This is a genomic window from Aureimonas sp. AU40, assembly GCF_001463785.1.
Taxonomy (GTDB): Bacteria; Pseudomonadota; Alphaproteobacteria; order Rhizobiales; family Rhizobiaceae; genus Aureimonas.
Window position 1 is genome coordinate 85,423 of the sequence record NZ_BBWL01000035.1, and the last position, 20,099, is coordinate 105,521.

General features: G+C 69.2%; 16 protein-coding genes. 5 read left to right on the top strand and 11 right to left on the bottom strand.

From position 1 onward, the window contains the following. Positions 1 to 2: 2 nt before the first annotated feature. From AUL32_RS12140 to AUL32_RS12160, 5 genes are all read right to left on the bottom strand, one after another. Positions 3 to 1,244: an HlyD family secretion protein gene (locus AUL32_RS12140; RefSeq protein WP_062115264.1), complete on the bottom strand. Its 1,242-nt coding sequence runs from the start codon at positions 1,242 to 1,244 to the stop codon at positions 3 to 5. A gap of 135 nt (positions 1,245 to 1,379) precedes the next feature. Beyond that, entirely contained in the window at positions 1,380 to 2,678 is a 1,299-nt protein-coding gene (locus tag AUL32_RS12145; protein WP_062115267.1) for an SAM-dependent methyltransferase, read from the bottom strand. 70 nt (positions 2,679 to 2,748) lie between these two features. Continuing rightward, positions 2,749 to 3,069 (bottom strand): DMT family transporter, encoded by a 321-nt coding sequence (locus AUL32_RS12150; protein ID WP_062115270.1) that lies wholly within the window; start codon positions 3,067 to 3,069, stop codon positions 2,749 to 2,751. An 805-nt stretch (positions 3,070 to 3,874) separates the two neighbouring features. Continuing rightward, positions 3,875 to 4,354, bottom strand: a complete 480-nt coding sequence (locus AUL32_RS12155; protein WP_062115273.1) for a thermonuclease family protein — start codon at positions 4,352 to 4,354, stop codon at positions 3,875 to 3,877. Positions 4,355 to 4,979: 625 nt separating this feature from the next. Beyond that, on the bottom strand, positions 4,980 to 5,186 hold the full coding sequence (locus AUL32_RS12160; RefSeq protein WP_062115276.1) for a DUF1674 domain-containing protein: 207 nt from the start codon (positions 5,184 to 5,186) through the stop codon (positions 4,980 to 4,982). 170 nt (positions 5,187 to 5,356) lie between these two features. Between AUL32_RS12160 and htpX the strand changes: the two genes are divergently transcribed. Further along, the gene (gene htpX / locus AUL32_RS12165; RefSeq protein ID WP_062115279.1) at positions 5,357 to 6,337 is read left to right on the top strand and encodes a zinc metalloprotease HtpX; all 981 of its coding nucleotides are present in this window, start codon (positions 5,357 to 5,359) and stop codon (positions 6,335 to 6,337) included. A gap of 9 nt (positions 6,338 to 6,346) precedes the next feature. On the opposite strand, the gene nhaA is transcribed toward htpX, so the two are convergent. The 3 genes from nhaA to AUL32_RS12180 all read right to left on the bottom strand — a co-directional run bounded on the left by nhaA (position 6,347) and on the right by AUL32_RS12180 (position 8,729). Next, positions 6,347 to 7,561, bottom strand: a complete 1,215-nt coding sequence (nhaA, locus tag AUL32_RS12170) for a Na+/H+ antiporter NhaA (RefSeq protein WP_082659599.1) — start codon at positions 7,559 to 7,561, stop codon at positions 6,347 to 6,349. 152 nt (positions 7,562 to 7,713) lie between these two features. Next, a complete protein-coding gene (locus tag AUL32_RS12175) occupies positions 7,714 to 8,196 on the bottom strand; it encodes a DinB family protein (protein ID WP_082659601.1) in 483 nt (160 codons plus the stop codon). A 23-nt stretch (positions 8,197 to 8,219) separates the two neighbouring features. Beyond that, entirely contained in the window at positions 8,220 to 8,729 is a 510-nt protein-coding gene (locus tag AUL32_RS12180; RefSeq protein WP_062115289.1) for an ankyrin repeat domain-containing protein, read from the bottom strand. Between the two features lie 286 nt (positions 8,730 to 9,015). On the opposite strand from AUL32_RS12180, the gene AUL32_RS12185 reads away from it, so the two are divergent. Beyond that, positions 9,016 to 10,440, top strand: a complete 1,425-nt coding sequence (locus tag AUL32_RS12185) for an RsmB/NOP family class I SAM-dependent RNA methyltransferase (RefSeq protein WP_062115292.1) — start codon at positions 9,016 to 9,018, stop codon at positions 10,438 to 10,440. Between the two features lie 1,031 nt (positions 10,441 to 11,471). Next, positions 11,472 to 13,157, top strand: a complete 1,686-nt coding sequence (locus AUL32_RS12195) for a heparinase II/III family protein (RefSeq protein WP_062115298.1) — start codon at positions 11,472 to 11,474, stop codon at positions 13,155 to 13,157. A gap of 926 nt (positions 13,158 to 14,083) precedes the next feature. Here AUL32_RS12195 and AUL32_RS12200 read toward each other — a convergent pair. Further along, entirely contained in the window at positions 14,084 to 14,479 is a 396-nt protein-coding gene (locus tag AUL32_RS12200) for an NUDIX domain-containing protein (protein ID WP_062115301.1), read from the bottom strand. A gap of 376 nt (positions 14,480 to 14,855) precedes the next feature. On the opposite strand from AUL32_RS12200, the gene purH reads away from it, so the two are divergent. Next, positions 14,856 to 16,469: a bifunctional phosphoribosylaminoimidazolecarboxamide formyltransferase/IMP cyclohydrolase gene (gene purH / locus AUL32_RS12205; protein ID WP_062115304.1), complete on the top strand. Its 1,614-nt coding sequence runs from the start codon at positions 14,856 to 14,858 to the stop codon at positions 16,467 to 16,469. An 84-nt stretch (positions 16,470 to 16,553) separates the two neighbouring features. On the opposite strand, the gene AUL32_RS12210 is transcribed toward purH, so the two are convergent. After that, complete coding sequence (locus AUL32_RS12210; RefSeq protein WP_082659605.1) at positions 16,554 to 18,101, bottom strand: MFS transporter; 1,548 nt, start codon at positions 18,099 to 18,101, stop codon at positions 16,554 to 16,556. 289 nt (positions 18,102 to 18,390) lie between these two features. Here AUL32_RS12210 and AUL32_RS25240 point away from each other — a divergent pair, with 289 nt between their 5' ends. Continuing rightward, positions 18,391 to 18,636, top strand: coding sequence for a hypothetical protein (locus AUL32_RS25240; protein WP_156421450.1), 246 nt, complete (start codon positions 18,391 to 18,393; stop codon positions 18,634 to 18,636). A 103-nt stretch (positions 18,637 to 18,739) separates the two neighbouring features. On the opposite strand, the gene AUL32_RS12215 is transcribed toward AUL32_RS25240, so the two are convergent. Continuing rightward, the gene (locus AUL32_RS12215; RefSeq protein WP_062115307.1) at positions 18,740 to 19,819 is read right to left on the bottom strand and encodes an acyltransferase family protein; all 1,080 of its coding nucleotides are present in this window, start codon (positions 19,817 to 19,819) and stop codon (positions 18,740 to 18,742) included. Between the last annotated feature and the right edge of the window lie 280 nt (positions 19,820 to 20,099).

Consider the following 20,099-nt stretch of genomic DNA (forward strand, 5'->3'; position numbering starts at 1 on the left):
GATCAGTCCCTCGGGCGCACGGTGATGGTGGGCACCACCGACATTCCGGGGCCGATCGACACGTCGGTCGGCCAGTTGTCGGCGACGATCTTCACCGGCACGCGCTGCACGACCTTCACGTAGTTGCCGGTCGCGTTCTCGGCCGGCAGGAGCGAGAAGGCGGTGCCCGAGCCCGGCTGCACGGAATCCACATGGCCCCGGATTTCGTGGTCGGGATAGGCGTCGATGCGGATGTCCACGGGCTGGCCCGGGCGCATGTCGGTGATCTGCGTTTCCTTGAAATTCGCGGTCACCCAGATCTCGTCGGGCACGAACATGGCAAGGCTCTGCCCGGCCTGGACATACTGGCCGACGGCGCCGGTCAGGCGCACGAGGCGGCCGGGCTGCGCGGCCTGGACGGTGACATAAGTGAGGTTCAGCTCGGCCTGCATCTGCTGCGCCTCGGCCTCGCGCAGGTCGGCGAGCGAGGTCGCCTTCTGCGCCTGGAGCGAGCCGACCTGCTTCTGGGCGGAGACGACGCCCGCGCGGGCGCGGGTCAGCGCCGCTTCCTGCTGCTGAAGGTTCGAGGTCTGCTGCTGGGCCGTCTGCACCGTGCCGGCGCCCGAGCGAACGAGTTCCTGCGCGCGGGCGGCTTCCTGCTTGGCGAATTCGAGGCTCGCCTGCGCCTGCTCGACCTGCGAGCGGGTTTCCTCGACCTGCGCCTGCTGAGCGGCGATCTGCGCGTCCGCCCCGTTGACAGCGGCCTGCGCGGCGGCGACGCGCGCCTTGGCCTCCGCCAGCGCGGCTTCGTAGTCGCGCGGGTCGATGCGGAACAGCGTGTCGCCGACATTCACATGCTGGTTGTCCTCCACCGGAACCTCGACGATGGCCCCGGGGATCTTCGGCGAAACGGCGAACTGGCGCGAGTCGATGAAGGCGTCGTCGGTGGTCTCGAAGGGATGGGAATAGACCAGCCAGTACCAATAGCCCCCGGCGCAGGCGAGCGCGACGAGGAGGACGGCGAGGAGAATGCGGAACGGATGGCGCCTCAGGAGGGACGGGCGCTTGGCATTAGTTTCTGCATCAGCGTCGGACTTGGACGCGTCGCTTTCCCCGGCGCCTTCGCTCCGGCCTGGCTTGGGCGCGGGATCGCGCCGAGGCGGGGCGTCGCCGGTGCGGGACTCGAGATTGCCCTCGTTCCAGGGATAGCGCTCGCCCTCGCCGTTCGACCTCGGCGCGGCTCCCGGCCTTTCCTCGTCCAACATGCCAACCCTCCGGCTCGCCTCGCGCGCTTCGCGCTCACGCCGGGATCAACTCTTCGGGAGCCTTCCTGTTCCCGCAGCGCAGCGATGCGAAGGGCCGACGAAACCGCTTACGCCAGAAAGGCGGAAGGGCGGGCGTCAGCGATAGAGATCGGCGCGGGTCGGCGGCAGACCGGAGGGGCCCTTGTCGCGCTTGGAGGCCAGCGTCTGGTTGATCATCACCGTGCCGCGCTCGAAGGCCAGGGCGCAGCCGGCTAGATAGAGCAGCCAGAGCCGGGCCTGCGGCTCGCCGACCTCGGCCACCGCTTCGTCCATCCGCGCCTGAAGACGTAGCGCCCAGAGCCGGCAGGTGCGCCCGTAATGCTCGCGCCAGTTCTCGACGTCGTGCACCTCGAACCGGTTCGCCTCCAGCTTCTGGAGCGAATGGCCGATCCAGTCGAGCTCGCCGCCGGGGAAGATGTAGCGCGTGAGCGCGCGGTACTCACGCGAGCCCTTGGTGAAGGTCTTGAAATCCTTCTTCGCGGGCCGGGCGATCGTGTGGTGGAGATAAAGGCCGCGCGGGCGCAGCAGCCGTTTCACCGCGCCGAAATAGGCGTCGTGGTTGGCAAAGCCGACATGCTCGAACATGCCGATGGAGGAGATCTTGTCGAAGGTCCCCGTCAGTTCCTGAAACGGTTTCAGCTCGATCGTGATCCGATCCTCTAGGCCGGCGGCGCGCACGCGCTCCGTGGCGAGGTCGAACTGCGCCTGGCTGAGCGTCACGCCATGGCCGGTGACGCCGTAGGTCTGGGCGGCGTGGATCAGCAGCGCGCCCCAGCCGCAGCCGATGTCGAGCATCCGCTCGCCCGGCTGGAGCCGTAGCTTGCGACAGATCATGTCGAGCTTGTCGCGCTGGGCGCGGTCGATATCGTCGTGCCACTCGGTGAAATAGGCGCAGGAATAGACCATGCGCTCGTCCAGAAAGAGGCCGTAGAAGCGGTTCGACACGTCGTAGTGAAACTGGATCGCCGCCTTGGTGGAGCCGCTGGCCCCGGCATCGGCGCCGACCTTCGCCTCGTCCGCCTCGGCCTTGGCGAGCCTGCGCAGGGAGAGAAGCGCCGGCAGAGCCTTGGCGAGGCGCCACTTGTCCAGCCGCTTGAGCACACCGCGCGAGCTCGTTCCCGCGCGCGCCTCGGCGATGTCGAAGATCGTGCCGTCCTCGATATCGAGGCTCTTGTCCATCCACAGCGCCACCAGCGTGTCGATCCGTGGGCGGAAGGCGAGGCGGGCGAGGGTGGTGGCGCTGCGAATGGTGAGAACGGGGCCGCTGGCCGGCCCGATGCGCTCGCCCGTCCACAGGCGGACGGCGAAGCCCGGCGCGAGCGCCTCGACGGCCTGTCGAACCACGTCCGCCAGCTTGGCTTCGACGATGTGCGTGCGGGAGGAGGAAGACGTCATGCAGGTCCCCGGTGTTTCACGTGAAACCTTCTAGCCGCCCTCGTCCGATGGAACCAGCCGTTCTCACGCATCATGCGGGCGTCGACACCTTCATGAGCACGAGACCCCCGAGAATGAGTAGGGCGGCCAGAAGCCGCATCGGATTGGCGCTTTCGCCGAGCACGAGAATGCCAACCAGAAAGGCACCGAGCGCGCCGATGCCGGTCCAGATCGCATAGGCCGTGCCGAGCGGCAAACTGCGCATGGCCAGCGACAGAAGCGCGAAGCTCGCCGCCATGAGCGCGAAGGTCAGGAGCGTCGGCCCGAGGCGCGAGAACCCGTCCGACTGTTTCATGGAGAACGCCCAGCCGACTTCCAGAAGGCCGGCGACGAGAAGAAGGAGATAGGCCATGGGAGGACCCTTTTTGAAAAGGCCGGGTCGTCCCGAGCGGATCAGCCGTCCCGGCCGAGGCCGGGCGGGAAGGGTCGTCCCTCCGTGGCCAAGAGATAGCGATCGGGGCTGGGGAGGCAAGGGTGGGAAGGGAGGGAAGGGAGGGAAGGGGCGGCGTCTGGTCCTCCCGATAGAACAGCGCGTCTTCCAAAGAGAGCGATGCCGCCATTCACGGGATGGCGTCTCGCAAGGTGCGCCTCAGCGTCTACATGATGTTTAGCGTGTGTCGGCTGCGATGTACCTTTGGTTGGGCTGCGTCGGTTGGAGTCCGCTCGGAGCTTTGGTCCATCGGTGCCTCTTCGCCTTCGCTCGGGGGGAAAGGCGTGTCGCGCAAGCGGATCAGACCTGCGTAGGCGCATACGAAGTTTCGCCCTTCCGCTTGGAGGGTTGCCGATCCTTGCCGCTGCGCCTTCTCATCCCGAAGCGGCGCGCCTCGTAACATCCCACATCTCGCGCCCGCTCTTTGCCCGCCAATTCCCAAAACGGTTCGAGGGGCGTTAGGCGGGATGTTCGTCTTGGCCAGGAGAGGGCGGCGGCATGCGCGCGGCAAGTTCCTAGCGCGGCAGCAGTCTGCGGCAGGCAGGCTAACCGCTCTTTCGGCTCGCCCGTCGGGACCCAGCGTCGAGCGAGGGGCGCATAGCGAAGCGTGGCGGTTTCGAAAGCCGATCCTCGCATTCGATTCCTCTAGCAGTTTTTCCGCTGCATGCTGGACGTGAGCGGCAATAGGCGAGAGCGGCCCGATCATCTCGCACCCAGCGAAGCGCCGTCAGCCTCTGGTCGGCGGCGTCTGTTTCAGGGCGCCGACCGTCGCGCACCAGTTGCGGCGCCGTCCGCCGTCATAGGCGTCCACCAGCCCTTCGCGCAGGAGCCGCGTGGCGATGTCGGGCTCGGTCGGGCTGGAGAGATCGGCCAGGACCCGGCCGAAATACTTGTCGCCGGAAATGCGGCGGAGCTGCACCGGGCCGTCGCCGACAAGGGCGGCGAGGCGCTCGCGCGCCTGCCAGGCGCTGGCTCGCTCCGCCTCGCATTGGCCCCGGAGCTCGGGCGCGTCGACATTGCGCAGGCGCACCGCGACGGTCACGCTTTGGAGCGGCCAGATATAGGCCTCGACCTCCACCGTGTCCCCGTCGCGAACCTTGATGACCCGCGCCGTGACCGGCCCCGCGATCTCGCGGGGCGGCGTTTCCTCGTCGGCGGCGAGGGCGGGCGTGAGACCGAGAAAGAGAACGAGGCAGACCAATCGCATGGAAGCGCTCCTAAGCCCCAAAGATTAAATTCCTATTCTCAAACGTGCAAGGTCTGGTTCGTCTTCCTCAAGAGGCTTCGAAAGAGAGCACATAGAGGTCGAAGGGGTCTGCGCCATCTGCCACCTTGGGTGGCCGCGCAAACCATCGCACCTGATCGCCGTAAGCCAGCCCGGAAGTGGCTTGGCCGGCGTCGGTTTCTCGTGAGTGCAGGCCTCGCGTCCATGGCCAAGACGCCTGCCTCATTCATCGATCTCTCCCGGCCCGCTGGAGCCGTCCCGCCCCATTACAAAGCGCCAATCAGCAAGCGCTCGGCCGGCGTCCCTATCGCAGATGCTCTTACGATCGACGCTTCGGGGAATTGCGTCACCCTCGGACATCGCCCGCTTTCCCGGAAGAGCTATGAGCAGCAAGGCGGACGCCACCTCTGCTACGGCCGCCCGCTTGAAATTCAATCGGTCCCTTGGGGGCTTTCGTCGCTCATATCCCGGCCCTCGACGCCATCGCAGTCAGGGGCGAACGCCTGTCCGCTCCATGTCGCCCAACTCCCAAAGCTCTCTCCGGAGAACGCCCGACCGAGGGGAAGGCTGCGTCCGCTCCCCGGCAACCGGTGCGACGAGCCGCCGATCAAAAGTCCGAGATGATGCCGTTCTTTTCCCAGTCGCCGTAGCGGGCCGGCTCGGCGCCGCCGCGCCCGCCTTGTTCGGGCGGCCGCTCGCTGCCGTTCAGCTTTTCCGCCTCGCCGCGCGCCCGGCGCGCCTCGGCCTCCGCCAGCGCCCGCTGCGCGGCGGGGGAAAGAACGCGCTCGGGGGTCCGGTCGGCTTCGTCGGTCATCGCGATGGCTCCTCGTGAGCGGAGCGGCTGGCCTCTCCGGCCGGCGCGCTTCGTTGACGGGCCGGCAGGTCGGCCCCACATCCTCTGCCGTGGCAGATCGGTCGAAACGGCGCCGACCGCAAGCCCCCAAAGGATTTCACGGCGTGCCGGGGCGAGGAACGATCCGACCCATGAACCAGATCAAGACGGCCATGCTGCTTGCCGGGATGACCGCCCTCTTCATGGGCGTCGGCTTCCTGCTCGGCGGGCGCGGCGGCATGATGATCGCCTTCCTGTTCGCCCTCGCCACCAATCTCTTTTCCTACTGGAACGCCGACAAGCTGGTTCTGCGCATGTACGACGCGCACGAGGTGGACGAGCGCACCGCGCCCGATCTCTACCGCATGGTGGCGGTGCTGTCCGAGCGCGCCGGCCTGCCCATGCCCCGCGTCTATCTCATCGAGAACGACCAGCCCAACGCCTTCGCCACGGGCCGCAATCCGCAAAACGCGGCGGTGGCCGCGACGACCGGCCTCCTGGCTCGCCTGACGCCGGACGAGGTCGCCGGGGTCATGGCACACGAACTCGCCCATGTGCAGAACCGCGACACGCTGACCATGACCGTCACCGCGACGCTGGCCGGCGCGATCTCCATGCTCGGCAATTTCGCCTTCTTCTTCGGCGGCCATCGCGAGAACAACAATCCGCTGGGCCTGATCGGCATCCTGGTGGCGACTCTGGTCGCGCCCTTCGCGGCGATGATCGTGCAGATGGCGATCTCGCGCACGCGCGAATATTCCGCCGACCGGCGCGGCGCGGAAATCTGCGGCAACCCGCGCGCGCTCGCCTCGGCCTTGGCCAAGATCGCCGGCTCGGCGGGGCACAGTGTTAACATGGAGGCCGAGCGCAATCCCGCGACCGCGCATATGTTCATCGTCAACCCGCTGAACGGGCAGCGCATGGACAGTCTCTTCTCCACCCATCCCGACACGCAGAACCGCATCGACGCGCTTCTGACGATGGAAGGCGAGGGCGGCTTTTCCGGCGGCTTCATCCCGCCCGCCGCCGCCGCCCCGCCCCGGCGCGTCGCCCGTTCGGGGCCCTGGGGCCGGGGCTCCGTGCCGCCGCGCGGCGGCTCGGGTGGCGCTGGCGGGCCGGGGCCTTGGGGCTGAGAAGGCGCCTTAAGCTGCCGGCAGGCGCGTCGGCACTAGCCGCAGCACCAGCGCGCCGAGGCACCCCGAGGCGAGCGAGCCGAGAAGCACGCCGAGCTTCACTTCGTCCTGCAGCGTGGGCGAGGCGGGAAAGGCGAGAAGGCCGATGAAAAGGCTCATGGTGAAGCCGATGCCGCAGAGGAGCGCCACGCCGTAGACCTGCGCCCAGGTGGCGCGCTCGGGCACGCTGGCCCAGCCTGCGGAGACGGCAAGGCGCACCATGGCGAAGACGCCGATCTGCTTGCCGAGAAACAGCCCCGCCGCGATGCCAAGAGGCACGGGGTCGAGCAGCGCGGTCGGGGAGAAGCCGGCAAAGGACACGCCCGCATTGGCGAAGCCGAAGAGCGGCACGATCAGGAAAGCGACCGTGGGCTGGATCGCGTGTTCCAGCCGCAGAAGCGGCGGGGCCTCGCGCTGCAGGCCGGGTGTCGCGACCTTGAGCGGGATGGCGAGCGACAGCACGACGCCCGCCAGCGTCGCGTGGATTCCCGACAGGAAAACCAGCGCCCAGAGAACCGCACCGAGCGCGAGATAGGGCGCGAGATGCGTGACGCCGCGCCGGTTGAGAAGCGCGAGCAGCACGACCACGCCGCCCGCGCCGGCCAGCGCGAGAAGGTCGAGTTCGGCGGTGTAGAAGAGCGCGATGATGAGAACCGCGCCGAGATCGTCGAGGATCGCGAGCGCCGCCAGGAAGACCTTCAGCGACGGCGGCACGCGCGAGCCGATAAGCGACAGGACGCCGAGCGCGAAGGCGATGTCGGTTGCCGCCGGAATGGCCCATCCGCCCCGGCTCTCCGGCGAGGCGGCGTTGAAGGCGAGATAGATCAGCGCCGGCGCCGCCATGCCGCCGAGCGCGGCCAGCCCTGGCAGAACGCGCGCCTGCCAACTGGCAAGCTGCCCGCCCCGCACCTCCCGCTTGATCTCCAGCCCGACCAGCAGGAAGAACAGCGCCATCAAGGCGTCGTTGATCCAGTGGAGCAGCGACAGCCCGCCGAGATCGGCATGGAGCGCCCCGAAGTAAAGCGGCGCCAGCGGCGAGTTGGCCACCACCAGCGCCAGCGCCGCCGCCGCCATCAGCACCAAGCCCGCCGCGCTTTCGCTTGCCAGGAAGCGCGAGAGCGCACCGGCGGGGCGCGGCGCGGCTGGGGGCGGCATACGTGGTTGAGACGGATCGCGTGAGGACATGGCTTCGCCTTCCCTGAGGAGGGATTGAATCAAGTCTCCGTCGGTTTAGGGAAGCCCAAGGCGCACGCAGCACACGCCCTTAGGATGACACATAGGAAGACCGGCCGGCCAAGGCCAGCCGGATCGCATGCGATCGTCGCACCGGCTCGCCCTCAGGCGGTGGCCAACACCCGGCCTTCCATCCGACGTCGGGCGAGTTCAGCGCGGTGCAGATGGACCGCCAGCGTGTCCCACGGCAACGGGACGCCGATCTGGCCGAGGATGCGGGCGGCCTCGCCACGATGCACCGCGCCATGGAGCAGGACATGGGCCAGCATTTCCTCACGCGTCATGCAGCCCTTGTCGCCATCCGAGAAGGTGAAGCAGACCGGCTCCCTCAGCCTGTCGCGGTCCAAGCCTGTCACATAGGCGAGATACCATTGATGCGTCCGCTCCGTGGCCTCGCTGAGGGCGCCGAGCGCTGGCACCGGGTCCGACCGATCCCGCTGGATGCCGGATCGCCCTCGCGCTGAGCCTGGGTCAGAGGGCGATGCCGCTCCATGCCATGCTCCCCGTGGTCCCCTCTGTTTCCTGTTGGGCCGCGCGCCGGCGTCTCCAACGATCTCCGTGCGGTGACGGCTTCCCCGCCGTCGCATTCGCCACGGCGGGGCGCGCACCCTCAACCCTCGCGCGGTTCGTCCAAGAGAGCCGGCGTGTCGGCGGCGCCCATGGCGCGGGCGGCGGCGAGCGCGGTGAGGCCTTCGGGCGTCTGGCGCGCGGGGTCGGCGCCGTGGTCGAGGAAAAGGCGCACGAGCGCGACGCGGTTGAACATCGCGGCCATCATCAGCGGCGTGCGCCCGTCCGGCCCCGCCGCGTCCACCGCCGCGCCGCCCTCCAGGAGGGCCTGCGCGGTGGCCGCGTCGCCCTTGAAGGCGGTGCCGGCCAGCGGCGTCTGGCCCCGGTCGTTGGCGCGGTCCGGGTCGGCGCCGTGGCGCAGGAGCAGCGCGGCGAGTTCGGTGTGGCCGTGATAGCTCGCCAGCATCAGGAGCGTGTCGCCCTTGTCGTTGCAGAGATCGGCCGGCAGGCCATGCGCCAGCGCCCCTTCCAGCGTCGCGGCGTCGCCCTCCCGCGCAGCCTGGAACAGCCGGCCGGCCAGGGCCAGCGTCTCGTCGTCAAAGTCCGGTTCCATGCCCTGTCCCTTCCCGGTTTTTCGCAAGCAGTCCCCATTATGGGGCGGGCCGCGCCGTCCGCCCGCCCCAAACCGCGCTTCGGGTGTTTTGGCAAGAGGAGGGCGCTTCCATTGATTGGTCCGTGCCGCAAACGCGACCGGGAGACCGGCCATCAGACCTTGGGGCAGGACGTTCGGGCGGAGCATCACCGACACCTCTCCCGACCGGCCGCCCGGGCAGGGCGGTGCGGCCTTCCGTCCTGCCGCGCTCTTGCTCCCGGCCGCGCTCTTGCCCATAGACTGGCCGATGGAAACTCCCCGCACCTCCGCCCGCTCCGCCTCGTCCTCGGGCCGCCGCCCGTCCGGCCGAGGGGGGCGCCCGCCGTCCAACGAGAGCGGCGGCGAGCGCCCGGGCCTCGCCACGCGCCGCACGGCGGCCCGCCTGCTCGCCGCCGTGGTGGACGCCAAGACCTCCGCCGACGGGCTCACCGATCGCCGCCACGGCCATCCCGACATTCTCAAGCTCGACGCGCGCGACCAGGGCCTGGTGCGCGCCATCCTGCTGACCGCGCTGCGCCGGCGCGGCACGATCGAGGCGATCCTCTCCGACTGCCTCGACCGGCCGCTGCCGGGCCGGGCCGACCAGTTGCGCCATCTTCTTCACGTCGGCGCGGCGCAGATCCTGTTTCTCGACGTGCCGGATTCGGCGGCGGTGGATCTCGCCGTCGCCCATGCCTTGGCCGATCCGCGCTCGGAACGCTTTTCGGGTCTCGTCAACGCCGTGCTGCGGCGCGTGGCGCGCGAGAAGGACGAGTTCCTCGCGCGCTTTTCCGATCCGCGCCTCGACTGCCCGGACTGGCTGTGGACGCGCCTTGCCGCCGCCTATGGCGAGGAGGGCGCGCGCGCCATCGTGGCCATGCACCAGCTGCCGGCGCCGCTTGACCTCACCGCCAGGGGCGATCCGGCGGGCGTGGCGCAAGCGCTTGGCGGCGAGGTCCTGCCCTTCGGCACGGTGCGCCGCCCGCCGGGCGACGAGTCCGTCAGCGATCTGCCGGGCTACGAGGCGGGGGACTGGTGGGTGCAGGACGCCGCCGCCAGCCTGCCGGTGCGCCTCATGGGCGAGGTGACGGGGCTGAGGGTGGCCGATCTCTGCGCCGCGCCGGGCGGCAAGACGGCGCAGCTCGCCGCGCGCGGCGCCAAGGTGACGGCGGTGGAAATCTCGCCCTCGCGCCTGCGCCGGCTGAAGGAGAACTTCGCCCGGCTCGGCCTGGAGGCTGAGTTCGTCGGCAGCGATCTCATGCGCTTCGAGACGGACGAGCGCTTCGACGCCGTGCTGCTCGACGCGCCCTGTTCCTCCACCGGAACGATCCGCCGCCATCCCGATGTCGCCTACACCAAGGACGCCGAGGAGGTGCGCAAGCTCGCCGAGGTGCAGGCGCGGCTTCTGGCGCGCGCGGCCGATCTCGTGGCCCCCGGCGGGATGCTTCTCTTCTCCAACTGCTCGCTCGACCCGTCGGAAGGCGAGGAGACGGTCTCGGCCTTCCTCGCCTCGCGCTCGGACTACAGCGTCGAGCCGGTGCGGCCCGACGAGGAGCCCGGCCTTGGCGAGGCCGTGTCGAAGGAAGGGTATCTGCGCACCACGCCGGCTATGCTGGCGCGGGACACGCCGGCCCTGTCCGGCCTCGACGGCTTCTTCGCCGCGCGTCTGCGGCGCAGCGAGCGGAGCGCCTGAGGGGGCGTTCCGAGGCTGTAAGGGCAGACCAGAAGGGTCGGTCTCGCCGGCGGTTGCGCTACGGGCGAGACCGGCGACGGGCTCAGGCGGACGGGCGGGCTAGCTGCGCGCTTTCGTGCGTCGCTAGCTCGCCCGGGCCGACACGAGACCTTACCCATGAGCCATAACCGCTTCGACGCGTTCGCAGGCTTCGGAGCGATCGGAAAGCAGTCGGCGGGCGTCTTCACTGAGGTTGCGGGGAGGGGCTGGATCCCATCCACCAGACCTCCATGGGTGAGGCCCTGCGGCCAGCCCGACTTTGAGGAATGGAAGAACCGTATGACCAGCGGCGCCCTTCCTCGGGAGGTCGGCTGACGAGATCCGATCGGAGCGTGTCGCCTGTCTGAGCCCGCCTGGAAACCAGGTTGGTTCGATCCTACTGGTCCTTCACCTCCGCCCGGAGCGAGCCACGCGGCCCGCCCGAGCGCTGGGACAGTTGCTGACCCTCTTCGATGCTACCGGCATTCGCTTCGGGCGGTGCGTCGCGAACGGTGAAAAACCGATCGCCAACTCTCCGCCGCCGAATGTCTCAGACGGGCTCCCGCTGGACCGGTGGAAGGACGCGTATCCAAACTGTCGCGCAGTGCCGGTCGGAGCGCGTCCGCCTTTCGCAGCCTTAGCCCACGCCAAAGCCTCCCAAACATTCGACATGTCGCAAGCGATGCAGCCGTCCTTGCGAGATGTGCGAAGGGGCTGGACGCGGGTTCGGCGCGATCCGTCTCTGAGGTCTCGCAGCCTCGAAAGCCGGCTCCGTCCGACCGGCCCCGAACGCAGCGGTTCACGATCCAGCCCCAGGCCAGCGCAAACGCCCGCTTTCACGTTTTCGCGTTCGCGCCAGCCCGTTTTGCGGTCCTGTCATCGATTCGTATTAGGGGCGCATTAACCCTGTTTGCCGAAAATCCGGAGCAACACGACGCGCTTGCCGCACCTCCACCCTGCGGCGCAGGCAGGATCGGGGCACAAGGCCGTTCGTGACGGTCGGGAGAGTTGCGATGACGACGGGATTTGTCGATGAGCCACGCCTCGCGGGACTGATGGTCCGCGAGACGCTGCGCCGCCTGCGCGGCGTCGCGCCGGCCATGGTCGCGCTCTCGCCGCTGGCCGGGCGGCGCGCCGGAAGTCTGGCGGCCGTGCCGGCCGACCTGCGCCGAGCCGAGCCGGGCCTCGTGGAAAGCTTCTATTCCGGCCATGTCAGGCTCGCCGGCCATGACGTGGAGTTCGGCAGCCGCTCGCCCTTCGCGCTGCGCCAGGCGCCGCGCAGCTGGATGGCGGAGCTGCACGGCTTCGGCTGGCTGCGCCATTTCACCGAGGCCGGCGACGCGCTCGCGGCCGAGCAGGCCCGCGTGCTGGTGGGCGATTGGCTCGGCTTCGAGCGCCGTGCCCTGCCGCGCCTCGCCTTCGACCACGAAGTCTCCGCCCGCCGCCTCGTCAGCCTCCTGTCCCATTCGCCGATCGTCCTGGCGCAGGCGGACGAGATGTTCGCGCGGCGCTTCGAGGCCGGTCTGGCGCGCCAGACGCGCCATCTCGCCCGCGCCGCCGGCTCGGCGCCGGACGGCATGCCGCGCCTTCTCGCCCGCATCGCGCTCGCCACGGCCGCGCTCTGCCAGCCCGGGCGGCGCTGCGCCGTGCGCGGCGCGGCCAAGCTGCTGGCCGAAGAGCTCGACCGGCAGATCCACCCCGACGGCGGCCACATCTCGCGCAATCCGGCCGCGATCCCCACGCTCCTGGCCGATCTTCTGCCGCTGCGCCAGCTCTTCGCCCATCGCAACCAGGCGATGCCGCGCGCCCTGTTCAGCGCCATCGACCGGATGCTGCCGGCGCTGCGCTTCTTCCAGCATGGCGACGGCGCGCTGGCCCTGTTCAACGGCGCGGGGCTCGCCGACCGCGCGCTGCTGCACCAGCTCCTGCGCTATGACGAGACCTTGGGCGAGCCGGTTTCGGCGCTGCGCCAGTCCGGCTACCAGCGTCTGGCCGCCGGCGGCACCGTGCTTCTGGCCGACACCGGCCTGCCGCCGGCGCCCGCCGTCGCGGGCGAGGCCCATGCCGGCACGCTGGCCTTCGAGTTCTCCTCCGGCCGTCGCCGCATGGTGGTCAATTGCGGCGCGACCGTTCGCGCCGAGGATGCCGGCCGGCGCCTGGCGCGCAACACGGCGGCGCATTCGACCCTGGTGCTGGGCGACCATTCCTCCTCGCGCTTCGCCAAGTCGCCGGCGCTGGACCGCTATCTCGGCGTGCCGCTCCTGCCGGGGCCGACCCGCGTTCCCGTCTCGCGCGAGGACACGGGCGAGGGCCAGCTTCTCACCGCCGCCCATGACGGCTACCGCGTCCCCTTCGGCTTCGTCCACGAGCGCGAGATCCATCTCTCACGCGACGGGCGGCGCATCGAGGGCATCGACCGCCTGTTCCAGGCGAACGGCCGCGCCCATCGCCTGGCCTCGGACGAGCCGCTGGGCATGCTGCGCTTCCATCTCCACCCCGACGTGACCGCCGACGAGACGCCGAGCGGCATCCGCCTCAGCCATGGCGAAGAGGTCTGGTGGTTCCGCAGCGAGGTCGCGGCTCGGCTCGAGGATTCCATCCTCTTCGCCGACCGGAGCGGCGCGCGGCCGACCCTGCAGATCGGCATCGTGTTCGACCCGATGGAGCGCACCGAACTCGCCTGGTGCTTCGAGCGCTGATAGGCGGTTCGATAACGCGGTCGGGTCGGTCCGCCGGCGCTTGTCCGCCGTCCCCTAGGGCGAGACATCTGCCGCGTGAGCGGCGCACGGGTGAGCCATCTGCGGTACTCGCGCCAATCCGACGCGCTGGCACTGCCCGTCCCGCCGTGCCCGGTCAGCGAAGAATCGCTGTCGGACCGACCCGACCGAGTTTCCAAACAGGCTTCGAGACCGGGCGCCCCGTTCGCTTCTGCCGCCCCTGCTTGCGGCGAAGACGCCATGGGGCTGAAAGCCGCCGCCGCCGGCTCTATGTCAGGGTGCGAACCCGGGAGCCCGTCATGCCTCGCCTGTCTTTTCTTCTCGCGCTGCTCTGTGCCGGTCTTGCCGGATGCGGGGGGATGAACCGTGCGGTCGGCGTCCTGCCCAACACGATGGATGATCTCGCCCGTCGCACCGAGCCGATGCGCCCCGGCCAACAGCCGGGCGACGAGGCGCTGTCGGCGACCCGTTGAATCCCCAAGCCGTTCAGTCACCGTGCCATTGGCTGCGCTCGACTGCATTCTTTGCGCCGTTGCCGCTTAAAACACTCAACGAAAATTTCGCGAGGGCGGCCGATCGGGTAATTTCGCTGTGCGCTTCGTTTCGAACGCTTGGCTCCGCCTCCAGCATCGAATGCATCTCGTTTCTTAACGGGGTACGGAAATTCCTCGGCCATCCTCCACACAGAGATTTTGTCAGCCGGCTTGGTTCAATGCTTGAAGCGAGATGGAGCCGGCTAAGATCGGGCCGAAGTTCCAGATGAAGGATGGGCGAGGATTGGGTCTGCTGAGGAGGGCGAGTGCCGTCGATGTTGGCGGCACGGCTTGAGTCGTTGCGGCGAAGCGCGCAGGCGAAAGACCCTGGCCCCGCCGAGCTGGCAGGACTTGAAAAGGCCCCCGGCGTCCGATCTACCTCGCCAGCACCTGTGCGGCCATGCGCACGGCTTCCGACAAGGGCTCAGGCAGCGCGTCCAGCGCGAACCAGCCGAGCCCGCCATGCTTCTCCGGCTCCAAAAGGCGCGGCTCGCCCTTGAACTCGGTGGCGAGAAAAACCGGCGAGACCCAGTGCGTGTCGCCCGCCCGGTCGATCAGGTCCACCAGGCAGAGCAGTTGCAGCGGCCCGACCGCGATGCCGAGTTCTTCCGCCGTCTCGCGCGCGGCCGCCGCGTCGGACGTCTCGAACAGATCGACCTTGCCGCCGGGAAAGCTCCAGCAACCCGCCTCCGGCGCCCGCAGCCGCTGAACCAGAAGAAGCTGGTTGTCCCGCAGGATCGCGATCCCGCAGCCGACGCCGGGTGAATTCATGGTCCGTCTCCTTTGCCAAGGCACCCTGAATAGGCATCGCCCAGCCGGCGTCAACCGGCCTTAGCCGGGCGCTCCGACAGTTGGCGCGCTCGACTGGGCTTCGCCACCATCGGCTTCCGCCCACAAGGGCTGCAGCCCCGACCCGCGCGACAAATGTCCGGTGCCGATCTTCGGCCCCGCCCTGTCGGCACCCGCTGCGAGGCAATGGCACGGCATCGGACCGCGCGGGCGCCGCGCGCTCCAAGCCCTCGCCGCATGGCCAAATGGCCGAAGACCGTTGTTCCCCGCCCTTTTGCGCTCTATGGGGAGGCGATCTGTCCGGGGCTTCTCGGGCTTTGCTGACCCTGACCGCCCCTTCCAGCCTGGAGTGCCGCCCATGGCCGTCGCCGCCAATCTCTACCCCGCCCCCGATCGCCATCCCGTGCGCCGCGCGCTTCTCTCCGTCTTCGACAAGACCGGCCTCGTGGACCTCGCCCGGGGCCTTGCCGCGCGCGGCGTCGAGCTGGTGTCCACCGGCGGCACGCGCGCCGCGATCGAGGCCGCCGGCCTGCCGGTGCGCGACGTCAGCGAGCTGACCGGCTTTCCCGAGATCATGGACGGGCGGGTGAAGACGCTGCATCCCGGCGTCCACGGCGGTCTGCTCGGCATGCGCGCCGACCCCGCGCATCAGGCGGCGATGGACGAGCACGGCATTTCCGGCCTCGACCTTCTCGTGGTCAATCTCTACCCCTTCGCCCAGACCGTGGCGTCCGGCGCCGACAAGGCGGCGATCATCGAGAATATCGACATCGGCGGCCCGGCCATGATCCGCGCCGGCGCCAAGAACCACGCCTATGTCAGCGTCCTGACCGACCCGGCCGACTACGACGGTTTCCTCGCCGCGCTGGAAGAGGGCAAGGGCGAGGTCGAGCTCGACCTGCGCCGCCGCCTCGCCGGCAAGGCCTATGGGCTGACGGCGGCCTATGACGCGGCGGTCTCGACATGGTTCGCCGGCGTCACGCAGGACGTCTCGCCCGCCCGCCGCGCCTTTGCCGGCACGCTCGCCTCCTCGCTGCGCTATGGCGAGAACCCTCACCAGAGCGCCGCCTTCTATCTCGACGGCTCCAACCGCGCGGGCGTCGCCACCGCCCGGCAGGTGCAGGGCAAGGAACTCTCCTACAACAACATCAACGACACGGACGCCGCCTTCGAGCTGGTGGCCGAGTTCGACCCCGCCCGCACGGCCGCCGTCGCGATCATCAAGCACGCCAATCCTTGCGGCGTCGCCGAGGGCGGCAGCCTGATCGAAGCCTATGGCAAGGCGCTGGCCTGCGATCCCGTTTCGGCCTTCGGCGGCATCGTGGCGCTGAACCGCCGGCTTGATGCGGCGTCGGCAGCGGAGATCGTCAAGGTCTTTACCGAGGTCATCATCGCGCCCGAGGCGGACGAGGAGGCGATCGCGCTGGTGGCCGCCAAGAAGAACCTGCGCCTGCTTCTGACCGGCGGCCTGCCGGACCCGCGCACGCCGGGGCTTCTCGTCAAGTCCGTGGCCGGCGGCCTGCTCGTCCAGAGCCGCGATGCCGGAACGGTGGACGCGCTGGATCTGAAGGTCGTCACCAAGCGCGCGCCGAGCGAGCGCGAGATGGCGGATCTGCGCTTTGCCTTCCGCGTCGCCAAGCATGTGAAGTCCAACGCCATCGTCTATGTCCGCGATCTCGCGACGGTGGGCATCGGCGCCGGCCAGATGAGCCGGGTGGATTCGGCCCGCATCGCCGCCCGCAAGGCCGAGGATGCGGCGCATGCGGCCGGCGGCGAGGTGCTGACGCGCGGCTCGGCCGTGGCGTCGGACGCGTTCTTCCCCTTTGCCGACGGGCTGCTGTCGGCGGTCGCCGCCGGCGCGACGGCGGTGATCCAGCCCGGCGGCTCGATGCGCGACCAGGAAGTGATCGATGCCGCCGACGAGCACGGCATCGCCATGGTCTTCACCGGGATGCGCCATTTCCGCCATTAGAGCATTTCCAGGCAAAGCGGACACGCGTTGCTTGGAATAATGCTGTCAAAACAAAGAGCTAAAGCCCTGTCGGTGAACCCGAATTCACCGGAAAGGTTTTAGAGGCGGATCGCCCCCTCCAGCCGCCCCCGGCGCGATGTGCCGGGGCAGCAGCAGGAGACCGGAGACGAAGAACAGGCCGATCACCGCCATGCCGATGCGCGTGGCGGTGGTGGGCTCGGTCCAGAGGCTGGCGAGCGCTGTCGCGCCCGCCACCATGAGTGGCGCCAGGAAGCCCGTGGCCCGACCCGCCAGCGCATAGAGCCCGAACCAGCGCGCCGCGTCCGCCACCGGGACGGCCATGGCCAGCGCCGAGCGCGAAGACGCCTGCACCGGGCCGAAGGCGATGCCGATCATCAGGCCATAAAGCAGGAACGCCTTCTCGGCCGGCTGGCCGAAGAGCCCCGCCGCGCCCTCGCGGGCCGCGAAGGAGACGAGGCCGAACAGGGTCGAACTGGGTCCGGTGGACACGATGCCGAGCGTCGCCAGCGTCAGCAGCGCCAGCCCAGCGAGGAGAACCGGGCGCGGGCCGAAGCGCCGGTCCAGAAACGCCGCGCCGAGGCAGCCGAAGGTCGCGGCGATGGCGAGAAGCAGGCCGAAGACGCCGCTTTCGGTCGTGGTCCAGCCGAAGGTCGCCGCCGCGAAGGCGCCGCCCAGCACGAGAAGCGCGTTGATCCCGTCCTGATAGAGCATGCGCGCGCCGATGAAGCGGGCAAGGCGGGGATGGGCGAGGAGGTCACCGCGCAGCGTGCGCCAGAAGGGTGCGGGCGTGTCCGTCTCAAGCCGCTCCACCGGCGCCCGGCGCGGCCGATCCGGCACGAAGAGAAACATCGGCCAGACGAAGGCGAGATACCAGAGCGCAGCGAGCGGGCCGCTGGCGCGCGCGCCCTCATAACTTGCGGGGTCGAGACCGAAGAGCGGGGCGAGGCCGAGCAGCGTCCGCCCCGTGTCGGGCTCGGCGGCGAGCAGGCCCAGCGTCACGATCAACGCCAGGATGCCGCCGACATAGCCCGTGCCCCAGGCGATGTTGGACACGAGGCCGAGCGAGGCGCGGGGCACGAGGCTCGGCAGCAGCGTGTCGTTGAGCACGACCGATAGTTCTGCCGCGACGCCGGCCAGCACCACGGCGACCGCGATCGGCAGCAGCGCCGAGCCGGGCGCGGCCGTCCAGAGGGCGAAACAGGCGACGACCTGCACCAGCGCCAGCAGGAGGAGGAGCGGCTTCACCGGCCCCAGCCGGTCGGCCCGCTGACCGAGAAGCGGCGAGGCGATGGCGACCAGAAGCCCCGTTGCCCCAGCCGCCAGCGCCCAGGCTGACTGGCCCCGGGCGGGGTCCTCTGCCAGATGCGCCACGAAATAGGGGCCGAACACGAAGGTCAGAACCACGGTGAAGAAGGGCTGCGCGGCGAAGTCGAAGCCGATCCAGCTCCAGACCGCGAGGCGCCGAAGCGGCTTGGCCGGAGGCTCGGGGCCATCCGGCGCGCCGGGCTCGGCACCGGCGTCGCGGCGTGGCCCGCCGGCCAGGCGCTCGGCCACCGGGTGGCCGATGCGCGGGGGCGCGCCAAGGGCGTGTTCGGGCAAGGGCTCTGTCATGCTCGGCTCCCGTCGATGGTCCGCGCGCCCCTCCCGGTTCGGGCGGGGTGGCCGGCATAGGCTCTAGAGGGTGTTTGGCGCCGTGGACAGGTTCTTGTGTCGGACCGGGCATCCTTGCCGATCCCTGCCGCGCCGGTGCGGCGGCGCCCTGGCCGCCCCGCGTCTGGGTTGCGCTCCGGCGGCTCGTGGCGGATGGCGCAGAACCGGTCTCGGAAGACTTGGCAGGCCGGGCCCGGCAGCGCGGGTCGACGGAAACGGTCAAGGCAGCGCTTCGCCTTGCCAAGACTTCATGCCCAGCGCCCGCAAGGCCTCTTGTGGCCCCGCGAAAAACAGCCCACAAAACCGCTTCGACCACGGGTTCAGTCCTGGAATTCCCGGACGCGTCGGTCAACGGGAGGACATCATGGCCAAGGGTCAGATGCGCAGCAACAAGGAAACGCGCAAGCCGAAGGCGGACAAGACCAAGAAGGTCGAGCCGACCGCGATTGGCGTCCCCGGCAAGTTCGCGACGCCCCAGAAGGACACCAAGAAGTAAGATGCCTTTCGCCGCGACCGGCGGCGCATGTCGCCGGTCGCTGAGACGGATTGGCTGAGTTCAGCCTCCGCCTCGCTCGATGCCGGCCTCTCTGGACAATCCGTTACGAACCGAGCGGTGCAGGGATCGGCGCTCCGGGGTCGATGTCGGTGGCGCTCGGGCGCCTTGTCCTCCGGCCGCGAACGAAGGCTTGGAGCGGCCTTTCGACGAAGCGATAGAGCAGCCAGCCCGCTCCGATCGACACGAGGATCGCCGTGCTCACCACGACGCCCTCGGCCAGGGGCGACGCGGCGGCGAGGCCGAGACGCCGGCCGACCTGACGGAACGCGGTCAGGACGAAGGGGTGGGCGAGATAGAGCGAGTAGGACGCATCCCCCAACTCGCGCAGCCAGGGCGCCTCGAAAAGCTGCCCCTGCCGCTCCCGGCACAGGCCGGCGAAGACGATCAGCGTGGCGCCCGACCCGAACCAGGCGACCCGCGAGAACCCGTCGCCGCTCTGCCGCTCCGCGCCAAGTCCCATCAGCAGCATGCCGACGAGCACGCAGCCGAAGAGAACCACGCCGGGCAAGACGGGAAAGCGCTCGGACCGCAGCGCGTAGCCCAGCACGGCGCCGGCCAGGAACTCCAGAAGAAACGGGTGTGTGTAGGTCTGCAGCACCGGGCTTTGCGGCGTCAGCAGGGCGCCGAGGGCGACGAGGCCCGTAATCGTGGCGAGGAGCGCCAGCATCCGTGGCCCCTTGCGCGGGATCAGCAGCATGATGGCGAAGAGGGCATAGAAGTACACTTCGTAGACCAGCGTCCAGCCGATCTTCAGAACCGGCGCGTCGTCATGCGCGATCAGCAAGAGCGACAGGACGGCATGGGAGAGCGTCGCCGACCCGTCGATAAAGGCGGAAGGCAGGACGACGTAGAGCCCCAGGCTCGTGAGCGTCAGCAGCCAATAGAGGGGATAGACGCGTTCGAAGCGCCGCCGAAGAAACGCGACCGGCCGCATCGGCCGGCCAAGCGTGGTGTGCATCATGATGAAGCCGCTGATGCAGAAGAAGAGATCCACGCCGGAATAGCCGAACTTGCGCGGCAGGCCCCAGGCATAATCGGCGAGATAGACCTTGGTGTGGAAGTAGACGACCAGGACCGCCGCCACGCCGCGCAGGTATTGGATCGATAAAAAAGTGCGAGGCATAGGCCGGATCTCGATGGGAGGAATTCCGGAACTCTATTGATCTGCTGATGGTTCGGAAAGGATACGACTTATCCTGTTCTTATAAGTCTAAAATCTATATTTTAAAAGACGAGTGAGTTCCGCTTTCCGGTTGCGACCCTTCCACCCGTCCCTGCGCTGTGGCGCGGTCATAGGTGAAGCGATCGTTATCCCGCGAGGGCAGTCCACCGATGGTCCGCCCTATGCGCCCGGTTGGTTGCCAGGCGGCCGACCGGCAAACCTCCCCCACGCCATAGGGTCG